This is a genomic window from Streptomyces sp. NBC_00353 (assembly GCF_036108815.1).
In the GTDB taxonomy this organism is placed as follows: Bacteria; Actinomycetota; Actinomycetes; order Streptomycetales; family Streptomycetaceae; genus Streptomyces.
The window spans coordinates 9,794,981-9,807,071 of sequence record NZ_CP107985.1 but is presented as its reverse complement, the minus strand read 5'-3'; the positions used below and the strand labels follow the sequence as shown (position 1 = coordinate 9,807,071).

The window sequence follows — 12,091 nt, the reverse complement described above, 5'->3', positions numbered from 1 at the left end:
CATGACGGGATCGTCACATGCGCGGTGCCCAGAACTCGACTGGTCGCCGTACACCCTGACTTCGACGACCACCAAGACGCCCGGCGCGCCATCCGCCGCGCGTACGGCCCCAGTTCCTCGGCGCACACGACGAATGAACCCTCGCCGCCGCCCGGATCGAGGAACCATGACGGGTCACCGAGCCGACCGCCGCACCAGCACAACGCATGGCCGCGCGCCCTCGCGAAAAAGAGCGCCGCGCGGACATGGCACATCCAACCGGGCAACTGGGCGGCGCATTGCAACCTCGGGTACGACGAGCTGGACACCCCAGCGCAACATGACCGGATCTGGCTGCGCGAACAGCCTGGGCGACCTCCGCAAGGCGGGATTGGTTCAGGCCAAGAGGGGCATAGGAGCTGGCTTGATCTTGACTCGGGAGCCCGAAGAGACTTCCCTGCTAGGGGTCTACCTCGCCGTGGAGGGCGGGGGCCCGTTCGGGATGCACCACACTCCGCCAAACCCCGACTGCCCGATCGGTTTCGGAATCCGGCCGGCCCTGCAGCAGGTGTACAGCGGACTGGAGGAGCAGATGCAGCAAGAGCTGGCTCGTACCACGATCGCCGACATGCTGCGGGATGTCCTCGCTCAGCAGAGATAGAAGCCCTACTCTGGCCAAACTCCCAACTTCCGTGACGCCCGTCGGTTCGGCTAATTCTCGGATCGGCGCACCGGACCTGATCACCTTCGGGCTCAGAAGTCCTTCAGGAGTGCCTGGCAGGCCGAATGAGCAATCCAGGTCTGGGCGCGATCAAACGGCCAGGCGCGTTCCCCAACGAGCGTGATCCACGCATGCGGACCGAGGTAGAACAAGAGTAGGTCGATGGCCTTCGCGCGACTGACCTCGGCACGGAGTGCGTCGAGCGCAACGAGCCGATCGGCCACGCGCGTCAGGGCTTGGACGTAGTCGTCCGCCCCCCGGTCAAGAACCGCCTTGACGGCGGGTTCCCCGGGCGGGTTTCGATAGAAGAGCCCATACACGAGCTCCCAGTGGCGTTCGTGCGTAAGCCGGGTGCCCTCGGCGGTCAACTCGATCACGGTACGTGGGTTGTCGCTGGCCTCAACTGCGGCAAGGGTGCTGGCAATAGCCGGGTCCGTGAGAGCCGGTTTTAGCAGGGCCGTCAGGATGCCCGGCTTGTTGCCCACGCTGCTGTACACGGTTGGCACGGCGACCTTTCCTGCCTCCGCGATCTCCCCGATGGTGACCCCGGCGTACCCGCGGGCCAGAAAGAGTGCGTGTGCGCTGCTCAGGATGGCTTCACGCGTGGCGGCTGCCGAGTTGGCGCGGCGGGGTGAGTTGTACTTCCGGGTGGTGGTCACCGGCGCATTCTACCTCTTCTACAGTAGGTGACCATATTGACAAGGCACCTATCTAATGAATATTGTCCCCTACATGACGATAGATTCCCTCAACGAGTCCACGGCGGTCATCGAGACCCGGCTTGCCCACGGGGTCCACCGCGTGGCTACCACCCTGCTGGCCGAGGCGGCCGTTCGCCCCTCGGTACCGCTCAGCGCACTGGCACAGTTGCGCGACTTCCTCGTCGTGAACCTGCGCCATCACCACGAGACCGAGGACGACGACCTGTGGCCGCGGATCGTCGCGGCAGCGCCGGCCACGGCACACGAGCTCGACGCACTGACCGAGGAGCACGAACGACTGGACGCCGCTCTCGACCGGCTGGCCGCCACAGACCTCGGCCATGGTGAGGGCGCCACGAGTGAGGGAATCCGGGCCGCGCTGCACGACGCGGCCGTCGCAGTACGTGACACGGTGCATGACCACCTGACCCATGAAGAGCCGATCCTCTTCCCCGCACTCCGCGACCACGTCAGCCCTGCGGAATGGAAGGACTTCGCGCAGCGGGTGATCTCGACCACGCCGCCCGTGGCCGGACACCTGATGGTCGGATTCCTCGATGAGGTCGGCACACCCGCGGAGGTTGAACTGGTGCTCGCGGGCCTGCCGGAGCCGGTGCGCCCGCTGCTCCCCGCCATGCGCACCCAGGCAACAGACGATCTGAAGATCCTCCGCGGGACTGGCTCATGACCTCTGCCACGGTCAGGTGGCCGGATGCGGCAGACGCGGTGATCAGGGGTGACCTCACCGTTGCGGTCGCCTATGTCACCCCGGCCGGCGGTGCCGTGGTCACCAGTGTTTCGCCAGTAGGCCTCGGAGATCGGGGGGTGGGCCGTGTCGGCTTCACCACCTCGCTCGGTTTCCCGAAGAAACTCGAGCGCATCCTGCGGGATCCGCACGTGTCGCTCGCCTACCACACGCGCGAGCACGGCTTTGCCTCAAGTAACGCCTACGTACTCGCACAGGGCGCAGCATCGGTCGACCTGCGCCCGTCACCTGAGCGCCTGGCGGAGTTGATGCGGGCCTCCGAGCCGTTCCTCGGGGAGACCAAGCGCGGGCCGGTATGGGATTGGCTGCTGCGCGAGTATCACCAGGAGCGCGTTTTCGTCGACGTCGAAATCGAGCGTGTCACCGTCTGGCCCGATCTGGCGGCCCGGGATGCGATGACCGTCACTGGCGCCACCTGGCCAGAGGCGCCAATCGAGCAGAAGCCGCCGAAGAACGGCACGGGCCCGCGTGTCGAGGTCCCCGCAGTCGCGCGCCAGATCAGCGGACTGCCGCACCGGGTGCTGGCCTACCGAGGCGCGGACGGCTTCCCTGTGATTCTCCCCGTGAGGGTCACCGGGCACGACGATGCGGGGCTGCACCTTGACGTGCCCTCCGGACTGTTGCCGCCGGGCGGGCGGCGAGCCGGGTTCCTCGCTCATGCCTTCCAGCCTCAGTGCGTCGGGCTGGGCATGCGAACGCTCACCGGCTGGCTGACCGTCACCGATGAAGGCGCCATCTACTCCCCCCATACCTCCAAGGGCCTGGCCGCGCCACCGTACAAGACCCTCCTGACGGTCTCGAATGGCCTGCTAGCCAAGTACGGGCTATGGCGTGCCCGTCGCGATGGCACGGCCGCCCGCCTACAGCGTCTCGCCGCCCCCGGCCCAGTGGACTAACTCAAGCGAGCCGGGGCTGCTTACTGAGCGGCATGGTCAGGTGGGTGCGGTTGGGCGCTGAGTGTGCCGGCGCCAAGGATGCTCGCCCGGATAAGCGTCGCCAAGAACTTCGCCGTGGCATGGCCGCGCCCTATGTTGGAGGCGCGCATTGGGTGACCGCACTTTTCCTCAGCCCAGTTGCGATCGACGATCGAAGAAGACCGTGCGAAATTTTTGACCAATCGGTCCACATTTGCTCTGCTTGGCTCGGCACAAGAAATTTGCTCCGGGTTCCTCGATGGGGCCCTTTCACCTCCCGCCCTACCAACGGCCGTGCGATCCCGGCGATTTGTGCACCGACCCCTGATCCTGGAATGCCACTCCAGGACTCCCGTTTTTGGAAAGGTCTTTGATCATGACAACACGTGAAGTTGCGGTGGAGAACATCGTCCCCGAGAAAAACATCGACGAAGTCGAGGCTCTCTGATCGACGGCGAACACGCAGTCATGCTGGGCCGGTTCACGCGCGTCGCAAAGAGCACGGGCCGAACCTACGAGATGCCCATCGCCATGTACTTCCAGGTGGCAGGCGACAAGATCGTCAAGATGCACCTCTACGAGGACACTCTCAAGGCGTCTGAGGCCTACTCCGACTGACGGCCTGTTTCATCGCCGGAGCCCCCGCTTGCCAGACACGGTGGCTCTCCTGCCGTTCATCTCACTTTCACCCCCTGCCGCATCGCTCGCCAGCGCCTGGAGCGCAGCCTTTGACCCCGTGCCGCTTGAGCACCCAGACCTGAGCGCCCAGGCGTTCGCTGCTCTCGATCCGTTCTCACAGGCGGCGCTGGACGTCGGGTTCTCGGCAACGCATGCCGCCCCCTACGTCAGCCTCACCCTTGGCGCCCGACCACCTTGAGCACATTCGCCCTGGCGGCGCGGGCGCCACGCCGCCAGTCCCCAGGCCCTGACGCCCATCACCCCGCCTTCAGGGCGATGAACTGCGGCGGCCATGGCTCACACCGCAGCGGCCGCCGCTGCTTTCCCTCTGCCTCCGACGGCTGCGTACCTCGACGCCCCCGCACCCGGAAGGCGGTCATGCGACAGGTGCCCTCATGCGACCACTCGCCGGCCTCCTCGAGCGCCAGCCACGCGCCCTGCGCTCTATCCGCGCGATTGCCGAGCAGTCGACGGTGCCTGTGGGAGGCATCACCTCTTGCGTTTCTTGACCTTGCAGTCCATATCCCCTTTAATTGACCGCGCGGTCCATAACTTCTCCAGAGAGCCGCCGCCACCCTCTTCACATGTCTACTGGCGGCGCCGCAATGGCAACGGTGCGGTTTGGTGCTCCCTGGGATACGTGTCGGGGGGCCCAGACTCGGAAGGAATTTGACATGACCACGCGTGACGTCGTTGAGCAGTTCTTCGGCCTGTTGGCCGGAGGGGACCCGGACAAGGTTGCAGAGGCCTTCGCAGAAGAAATCGACTGGTATGTCCCTGGATCGAAGTCGCTCCCTTGGACAGGGCGGCGCTCCAAGGGGGACGAAGTGGCCGACTACTTGCGGACGCTGGGGTCGAACATCCTGCCTGAGAGGAACGTCGATGAGGTCGAAGGGCTGCTCATCGATGGTGACCACGCAGTCATGCTTGGGCGGTTCACGCGTGTCGCCAGGAGTACCGGCAGGACGTACCACATGCCCATAGCAATGCACTTTCAGGTCGCAGGCGACAAAATCGTCAAGTTCTACCTCTACGAAGACACGCTGAAGGTGGCCGAGGCGTACGCCGACTGATCGGATACCCCCAAGTGGCCCCGCGCTGAGACAACCGGGCGCCTCGGAGCCTGCCGTGTGCGCGACGCACCGCGCTCCAGGCCTCAATATCTTGCGCCGCGTCAGGACTGTCTGCCTGTGGCAAGAGCATCGCGATCAGTGACAACCCGAGCCCGGCCGCATCGGCTTCCGTCTCGGGAGCGCCGTCCAGCCAAGCAGCGGGCAACACCGCGCTGCAGGTTGTCGACACCACGGCCGCCCAGGACGGCAGGACCGGTACCGGCGGCACCGTGGTCGGCGCCGCCACACAAAAGCTCCCCCCGCAGTGGGTCCAGTTGTCCGCGGTGTCCTCGCCCCCGCTCGGCTCGCCCCATCTGATCAACATCAACCAGGCGGCGCTTTATCGCTTCGACAACGACACCGCGAGCCCGTCGCAGTCCGCCTGCAACGACGACTGTGCCGCGCAGTGGCCTCCTGTGACGATCAAGCAGGGCGGCAACGTCTATCTGGCAGGAGTGAGCCCCCAGCGGATAGGGGCAATCCAACGCCAGGACGGTCGGATCCGAATTGCGGTAGGTGGTTGGCCTGTCTATCGCTACTACGCCGGTGACACCAAGCCGGGCGATCTCAACGGCCAAGGCATCGGCGGAACATGGTTCGCCGTTGGGCCCAGCGGCAAGAAAGTCACACGCTGACGTGGTCGGCACGCACAAGCCTGCCCTCGCGCCCAGGTTCTTCTCGCTTGTTGTGTATCGTCCGGCCTCGAACACACGTGGCCGTCGCCCAGATGAATACCTCGCGCGCCAGGTGTTACCAGTGGGTGCGCAGGTTCACAGCCCAGGGCGACGCGGGGCTGCCCGACCGTTCCGGCGGGCCCCGGGCACCCCCGCTCCGCGCTCCGGCCACGATCGAGGCCGGGGTGTGTGTGAGCTGCGTCAGCGCCAGGATCGGACCGGTCAGGACCGGCCGAACCTGGGGCTGCCCGAACCGACGGTCCCCCGCGTCCTCGCCAGTCACGGCCTACCCCGGCTGGCCTGCGGCCGGTCCGCAGCTACGAGCGGATGAGGCCGGGCGGCTGGTCCACGTGACATTGCTACCGCCGCAATCGTCGGCTGCCGACGGCACCCGCCCTGATCTGCTGCTCGCGGACCGCTGTGCCGGACGGCAGGCCTCCTCCCGCCCGCAGGTTTCGCCCGGGGCCCCTGGAAGCTTGGCAGCAAACCGACATCCCGGTTGCCTTACAGATCCAAAACGACGCCTTCGGTGGGTTTGGAGCAGCAGATGAGGATGTTGCCTTCGGCTGGTGGTTCGACCGGATCCGGGGAGTACTCGACGGTGCCGGCCATCAGGGCGAGTTCGCAGGTGTGGCAGACGCCGGTGCGACACGACCACTGGACGGGGACGTCGCACGCTTCGGCGAGTTCCAGCAGGGAGTCCTGATTGTTGTTCCAGGGGACAGTGAGGCCACTGCGGGCGAAGGACACGGGAGGGCCGGTGCCGGCGGAGCCTGCGGGCTGGTGGGGCTCGGGTACGGTCGAGGAATCTTTCATTCCGGGGGTGAGGGAGGGCCCGGCGCCGAAGATCTCGGTGTGCACTCGGGACGGTTCCAGCCCAGCGTCGACGAGCGCGGTGGTGAAGCCGTTCATGAAGCCCACGGGCCCGCAAAGGTAGGCGTCGGCGTCGGTCGGCAGGCCGAGACCGAAGATGCGGTCGACCGAGGGCCGGCCAGCCTCTGTGTAGTCCACGCCCTGGCGGTCGGTGTCGTTCGGTTTGCTGTAGTAGATGGTCGATCGTGCGTTCGCGAGTTCTTCGATCAGGTCGTGGCTCTCCTGAGCGAAGGGATGCTCGGTACTGTCCCGGGCTGCGTGCAGCCACCACACCTGGCGCGGGGAGTGGTCGCGCGCAAGCGCGTGAAGCATGGCCAGCACGGGTGTCACCCCCACCCCGGCCGACAGCAGCACCACAGGGTTGTCGCCCTTGGACAGGCAGAACGTTCCGCGGGGCGCAGCGGCATCAAGGCTGGCGCCGACTCGGACGTGGGTGCGCAGCCGGTTGCTGGCCGCGCCGTGCGGTTCCACTTTCACGCTGATCCGGTACGTGCCCGCGCTGGGCTCGCCGGACAACGAGTAGCTGCGGATCAGAGGCGGCACGTTCCCCTCGAGCGGGACCTTCACAGTGAGGAACTGACCGGGCAAAGCAGCGGGCAGTGGTGAACCGTCGGCTGAGGCCAGGGACAGCGAGAACACACTCCGGCTCTCGGGCTGGATGTGTGTGACGGTCAGAGGGCGGAAGCCCGGCCAGCCGGGCGGCGGGGCGCCGGCCGCCGACGTGAGCCCGGCGCTGCCCGAGGAGCAGGCCGTGTCACCGTCGGCCTGGTCCAGGAGCGTGTGCATGGAGCCCTGCCATCCTGGGCTGAGTGCCGGAATGCGCAACGCCCGCTCGACCTGAGCGCGGGTGTGTCCCGGCAGGTAGAGCACCCCGTCGATCTCCTCGACGGTCATCTCCTCCGGGCCCGTGGAGACTTTGACGATCTCCTGCCCGGCTTCTACCTCGCCCTCCTTGATCACCCGCATGTAGAAGCCCGGGCGGCGATGGGACACCATCAGCGCTGCCATCTGTGGCTCCCCCATGCGTAGACCTACCCGGTAGCACGTCACGCGCGGCTGTGTGACCTCGAAGAGCGCGTCGCCGATGCGGTACCGGTCCCCAATGCAGACCTCGTTGTCCGCAAGGCCGTCCACGGTGAAATTCTCGCCGAACTCGCCTGGTTGCAGATTCTCGCGTCCCAACTCCTTCGCCCAGTATTGGTAGGAGTCGGTCTGGTACACCAGCACGGCTCGCTGCTCGCCGCCGTGTCCGCCCAGATCTCCCTGGCCGTCCCCGTCGATGTTGAGGCGCCGCACCATCCGCGCCCCGGTGACGGTCTGCTTGTACACGCCGGTGTGCACCGTCTTCCCGTGCCAGGGCACGTCGTGGGGCATTCCGACGTTCACTGCCATCAACGTAGCCACCACGTCACCTCTCATGCGGGGCCCTCCCCCGCCAGAGAGCTCGCGCCGTCACAGAATGGAAATCTCCGCGGGTGAAGGCGTCGGCGACACGGTCGGCGTCACCTTCACCGACTAGCCGGAAGACCTCCTTCCGGCATCCGTAGGTGCCGTCGGCACCTCAAGCGAGGACACGGCCGAGAAATCCGTGGATGTACCCGCTAATGGCATCCAGGTGTGTCTCCAGGGCAAAATGCCCGGCCGGCAGCAGATGGACTTCCGCGTCCGGCAGGTCGCGCGCGAACGCCCGCGCGCCGTCTGGCCCGAAAATCTCGTCCCTCTCGCCCCAAACCGCGAGCGTCGGCACCTGGCTGGTGCGGAAGTAATCCTGCAGCTGCGGATAGCCGTCGATGTTGGTCGGGTAGTTACGGAACAGCGCCAACTGCACCTCGTCGTTGCCGGGTCGATCCAGCAAGGCCTGGTCGTGAAGCCAGTTGTCCGGACTGACCAGGCTCCTGTCGGTGGCGCCGTTCTGGTACTGCCAACGGGTGGTTTCTGCGGAGAACTTGGCCCGTGCGCCCGGCTCGGTGTCGGGCCCGGGAGCGGAGGCATAGGCGAAAAGGTCGTCCCAGAAGGGCTTGGCGAAGCCCTCCATGTAGGCGTTGCCGCTCTGCGAGACGATTGCGGTGACCTCGTAGGAGGGGTTGAGAGCCAGCCGCCACCCGATGGGCGCACCGTAGTCGTGGACGTAGACCGCGAAGCGCTTGATGTCCAGGTGGTCGAGGAGTGCGGCGGTGATACGGGCGAGATTGTCAAAGGTGTAGTCGAATTCTTCGGCCCTGGGCATGGATGACTGGCCGTAGCCAATGTGATCAGTGGCGATCACGTGGTAGCGGTCGGCCAGTGCAGGGATGAGATGGCGGAACATGTGTGAACTGGTGGGAAATCCGTGCAGGAGCAGGATGACCGGTGCGTCGTTGGGGCCGGCCTCGCGGTAGAAGACCTCTTGGCCGTCAATAGTCGCTGTGTTGTGGTGCGTAGGGAGCACGTCGACCTCCGGGAGCGCCAGAGCGCGGAATCTGCGTCAAAAATCCGTCCGCAGGTGGCCCATTCGATACGGGTGGATGGGGCGGTCGTCACCGGAGGCGGGGACTCTTTCCCCTCAGCGTCCTGCCATTTTTCGGCAGGCCGGTGCACGACGCCACCATTTCAACGCTAGCCCCGACCCCCAGTACGAGCAACGCCGCAACGACCGGATAGCAGAGTGTGATCACCGAACTGCACAGATGTATTCTCGAATGTTTCTTCATCTGCGATCCGGCGTCGTTGGCACATCCGGGCGTCCGGGGCGCCTCATCGAAAAGCTTGCGGGTCTAAGGTGGCGTGCAGGGCTACGGCCGCACTCGAACAGGGCGGTTGGCGCGAGCGAGGGAAGACAGGGCAGATGGGAATATTTCCAGTCGTCGGTGCGTCGTCTCTAGCAAACCGGTCATCGCTAACAAACCGTTGAAACGACGGCAGGGGAAGATGAGTATGAGAGGGAGCCGATCTCACCTGGCCTCTTATCACGAAGGCGAGTTGGCAGCACAGGATCTTGCAGGTTTTCGTGAGAGTGCCGACCGCTTGCGGCCGATCATCGGCGAGTCCCTTCCGCAGGGCGCGGCAGGTTTCTTGGCCGAGCTCAGATTTCTCGTAGTCGGTGCTGCCTCTCCGGATGGGCAGGTATGGGCATCCGTTCTTTACGGAGAACCGGGTTTTCTGCACGTGCTCGGTTCCCGTGATGTGTACATCGGTGCCCGGCCTACACAGGTGGACCCACTGGCGGCGGTCCTGCAGCAGCCCACGCTTGTGGGCACTCTTGCTATCGACCTTCCGAACCGTCGACGGCTCCGGATCAACGGCAGGGTGACGCCCTCACAAGACGGGCTCCGACTGTCCGTGGACCAGGCGTACGGGAATTGCCCTAAGTACATCCAGCGCAGATCACCTCAGAAAACCGGTCCGGCTCGTTCGACGCGAATGGTGTCGGAAGGCAGCGAATTGACTGCGGAACAACGCCGGGTGATCGATACCGCAGACACCTTCTTCGTCGCCTCAACCTCCACTGCAGGAGACGCCGACGCTTCCCATCGGGGCGGTAACCCCGGCTTCGTCCGCAGTCTTTCCGCGGACCGGATCCAGTGGCCGGACTACGAGGGGAACACGATGCTGATGACCTTGGGAAACCTCACCGTCAATCCGGCAGCAGGTCTGGTGTTCATCGATTGGCAGCGCGGTGCGACCGTGCAGCTGACCGGTACGGCGACAGTCAACTGGAGTGCGCACGCCGCTGCCAGATTTCCCGGCGCGGAAAGAACGGTGGAATTCAGGGTGACCAAGGTCATCCAGATCGACCACTCTGAAGACGCCTTGAGCTGGTCGGCACCGCAGTACTCACGGTTCAACCCCCCGGTGGCCCCGGCTGCTTCGGACGGCTCTTAGCGCGTTTATGCTGCTCCGTCTCCCGAGTTTCTGTGCTGTGCGGGGCGACGCACGGCACCCGTGCCGGCGAAATCGCCTCTCCGGCGTTGCCCCTTCGCGATCAGGCATAGCGCTGAGTTCGGTACGTCTCCAACAGGCGAAGCCAAACTTCGCTGGCGGTGGGGTAGCTGGGCACGACGTGCCACAGCACGGAAAGCGGCACCCGGGCGACAATGGCCGTCGTGGCGGAGTGGACGAGATCCGCGACGCCCGATCCGACGAACGTCGCGCCCACCACCGTGTCGCTCACCCGATCGATGACGAGTTTGGCGCGCCCGAGGTAGTCCTCACGCATCACGTACGTACCGGCGAGGGCAGCCATGTCGTACTCGACCGTTGCCACGTCGAGTCCTGCCGTGCGGGCCTGCCGCTCGGTCATACCTGCTGATCCGACTTCCGGGTCGGTGAACGTCACCTGCGGGTTGCCGCGATGTCCGTCGGCAGCGCCCCACGCACCGCTCTGTGCATCGGCCGTCGGCCGCCCCGTGGCACGGGAGGCAATCACCTCACCAGCGACCCGCGCTTGGTACTTGCCCATGTGAGTCAACAGCGCACGTCCGCAGACATCACCCACCGCGTACAACCAATGCCCGCTCACCGCCTGCACAGCCTGCTCGTCGTCCACCTCCAGGAAGCCGTCGTCGGAGCATCCGACCGACGACAGGCCGATGTCCTGAGTGTTCGGCGTACGGCCGGTGGCAAGCACCAACTCGTCACCAACGAGCGTGCTGCCGTCGTCCAGCCAGGCGGTTACCTCTCCGCCATGTGGCAGCCCGACTCCCGTGTCGCGCGGGTCGTCGCGTCCCACCTTGGTGATCGACCTTCCGGGAAGCAGCCGCACCCCTGCATCCCTAAGCCGGTCACCGACCATACGTCCGGCAAACGGTTCCTCTCGCGGGAGTAGCTCAGACCGCCGGTACACGACGCTCAACTCGGCCACGCCCAGCGCCCGCAACCAGGTCGCCGCCTCGCACGCGACCACTCCACCGCCCAAGACGACGACACGGCGCGGCACCTCATGCAGGTTGGTGACATCGCGGGAGGTCCACGGGCGGGCCTTGCTCATGCCTGGGATCGGGGGCACGGCGGTGCAGGAGCCTGTGTCGATCACCACCGCGTGCCTGGCGGTGAGCACACGGGTACCGCCCGCTGTCATCTCCACCGCCACCGAGCGCTCCCCATCGAGCCGCCCGTACCCGCGTACAACGTCGATGCCGACGCCGAGTGCCCAGCCGATCTGCGAGGAGTCGTCGAGGCCGTTTACGACAGTGTCCCGGCGAGCCAGTACCGCCGGCACGTCCAACTGCTGTCCGGTCAACAGCGAGGACACACCGGGCACATGCTCTGCGTTTCCCAGTACGTCGGCGGGGCGCAGCAGAGCCTTGCTGGGCATACAGGCCCAGTACGAGCACTCGCCACCCAGCAGTTCCGCTTCCACCAGCACCGCGTCCAGACCTGAGAACTGCGTGGCGTATTGAGCCGCGTTCTCGCCCGCCGCGGCGCCGCCCAACACGATGACGTCCCACTCGGAGCGATCAGGATCCACACTTGCTGCCATAGTCGCGCCTTCCTATATGGATTGCGGAGAATCGGGACGCGTGGGCTCCTGTGAGGCCCGTCTGTGGCGGGAATACGTTGGCCATTGCGTGCATGGCTCCTAAGGTCTGTCCCGTAATCCCTGGCGATCAGCGCGCGGCACCGGATGCGGTGCGCCGCAAGGCGGAGGAGCGTCCCGTGCTAGGCGTATGCGGGCGTTCAACGCGGCGAGGTACC

The 12,091-nt window shown here is 65.8% G+C and carries 11 protein-coding genes; 7 read left to right on the top strand and 4 right to left on the bottom strand.

Annotation, left to right across the window (positions count from 1 at the left end; translation table 11 throughout):
* The first annotated feature begins 1 nt into the window (after position 1).
* Positions 2 to 640, top strand: coding sequence for an Rrf2 family transcriptional regulator (locus tag OHA88_RS44195; protein WP_328629541.1), 639 nt, complete (start codon positions 2 to 4; stop codon positions 638 to 640).
* Positions 641 to 732: 92 nt separating this feature from the next.
* On the opposite strand, the gene OHA88_RS44190 is transcribed toward OHA88_RS44195, so the two are convergent.
* Positions 733 to 1,359: a TetR/AcrR family transcriptional regulator gene (locus OHA88_RS44190; protein ID WP_328623687.1), complete on the bottom strand. Its 627-nt coding sequence runs from the start codon at positions 1,357 to 1,359 to the stop codon at positions 733 to 735.
* A gap of 73 nt (positions 1,360 to 1,432) precedes the next feature.
* On the opposite strand from OHA88_RS44190, the gene OHA88_RS44185 reads away from it, so the two are divergent.
* The 5 genes from OHA88_RS44185 to OHA88_RS44845 all read left to right on the top strand — a co-directional run bounded on the left by OHA88_RS44185 (position 1,433) and on the right by OHA88_RS44845 (position 6,096).
* The gene (locus OHA88_RS44185) at positions 1,433 to 2,089 is read left to right on the top strand and encodes a hemerythrin domain-containing protein (RefSeq protein WP_313934974.1); all 657 of its coding nucleotides are present in this window, start codon (positions 1,433 to 1,435) and stop codon (positions 2,087 to 2,089) included.
* A complete protein-coding gene (locus tag OHA88_RS44180) occupies positions 2,086 to 3,063 on the top strand; it encodes a hypothetical protein (RefSeq protein WP_313934975.1) in 978 nt (325 codons plus the stop codon). The genes OHA88_RS44185 and OHA88_RS44180 overlap by 4 nt, the downstream gene beginning before the upstream one ends.
* Positions 3,064 to 4,433: 1,370 nt before the next feature.
* Entirely contained in the window at positions 4,434 to 4,832 is a 399-nt protein-coding gene (locus OHA88_RS44175) for a nuclear transport factor 2 family protein (protein ID WP_313934976.1), read from the top strand.
* Positions 4,833 to 5,101: 269 nt separating this feature from the next.
* Entirely contained in the window at positions 5,102 to 5,506 is a 405-nt protein-coding gene (locus OHA88_RS44170) for a COG4315 family predicted lipoprotein (RefSeq protein ID WP_328623688.1), read from the top strand.
* Positions 5,464 to 6,096, top strand: a complete 633-nt coding sequence (locus OHA88_RS44845; RefSeq protein ID WP_425900956.1) for a helix-turn-helix domain-containing protein — start codon at positions 5,464 to 5,466, stop codon at positions 6,094 to 6,096. Before OHA88_RS44170 ends, OHA88_RS44845 begins: the two co-directional genes overlap by 43 nt.
* Here OHA88_RS44845 and OHA88_RS44165 read toward each other — a convergent pair.
* Positions 6,050 to 7,810 (bottom strand): MOSC and FAD-binding oxidoreductase domain-containing protein, encoded by a 1,761-nt coding sequence (locus OHA88_RS44165; protein WP_313934978.1) that lies wholly within the window; start codon positions 7,808 to 7,810, stop codon positions 6,050 to 6,052. The two genes, OHA88_RS44845 and OHA88_RS44165, sit on opposite strands and share 47 nt — an antisense overlap.
* Positions 7,811 to 7,979: 169 nt before the next feature.
* Positions 7,980 to 8,846 (bottom strand): alpha/beta fold hydrolase, encoded by an 867-nt coding sequence (locus OHA88_RS44160; RefSeq protein WP_328623689.1) that lies wholly within the window; start codon positions 8,844 to 8,846, stop codon positions 7,980 to 7,982.
* A 530-nt stretch (positions 8,847 to 9,376) separates the two neighbouring features.
* Between OHA88_RS44160 and OHA88_RS44155 the strand changes: the two genes are divergently transcribed.
* Positions 9,377 to 10,279 carry a pyridoxamine 5'-phosphate oxidase family protein gene (locus tag OHA88_RS44155; protein ID WP_313934980.1) on the top strand — a complete coding sequence of 301 codons (903 nt, stop codon included), beginning with the start codon at positions 9,377 to 9,379 and terminating at the stop codon, positions 10,277 to 10,279.
* 100 nt (positions 10,280 to 10,379) lie between these two features.
* Here the strand turns inward: OHA88_RS44155 and OHA88_RS44150 are convergent, their stop codons facing one another.
* Complete coding sequence (locus OHA88_RS44150) at positions 10,380 to 11,876, bottom strand: dihydrolipoyl dehydrogenase family protein (protein WP_313934981.1); 1,497 nt, start codon at positions 11,874 to 11,876, stop codon at positions 10,380 to 10,382.
* Positions 11,877 to 12,091: the final 215 nt, after the last annotated feature.

Coding starts and splice junctions, on each gene's coding strand:
- OHA88_RS44185 (WP_313934974.1), top strand. CDS start 1,433: ATGACGATAGATTCCCTCAACGAGTCCACGGCGGTCATCGAGACCCGG.
- OHA88_RS44165 (WP_313934978.1), bottom strand. CDS start 7,810: ATGGCAGTGAACGTCGGAATGCCCCACGACGTGCCCTGGCACGGGAAG.
- OHA88_RS44845 (WP_425900956.1), top strand. CDS start 5,464: ATGGTTCGCCGTTGGGCCCAGCGGCAAGAAAGTCACACGCTGACGTGG.
- OHA88_RS44150 (WP_313934981.1), bottom strand. CDS start 11,876: ATGGCAGCAAGTGTGGATCCTGATCGCTCCGAGTGGGACGTCATCGTG.
- OHA88_RS44180 (WP_313934975.1), top strand. CDS start 2,086: ATGACCTCTGCCACGGTCAGGTGGCCGGATGCGGCAGACGCGGTGATC.
- OHA88_RS44195 (WP_328629541.1), top strand. CDS start 2: ATGACGGGATCGTCACATGCGCGGTGCCCAGAACTCGACTGGTCGCCG.
- OHA88_RS44175 (WP_313934976.1), top strand. CDS start 4,434: ATGACCACGCGTGACGTCGTTGAGCAGTTCTTCGGCCTGTTGGCCGGA.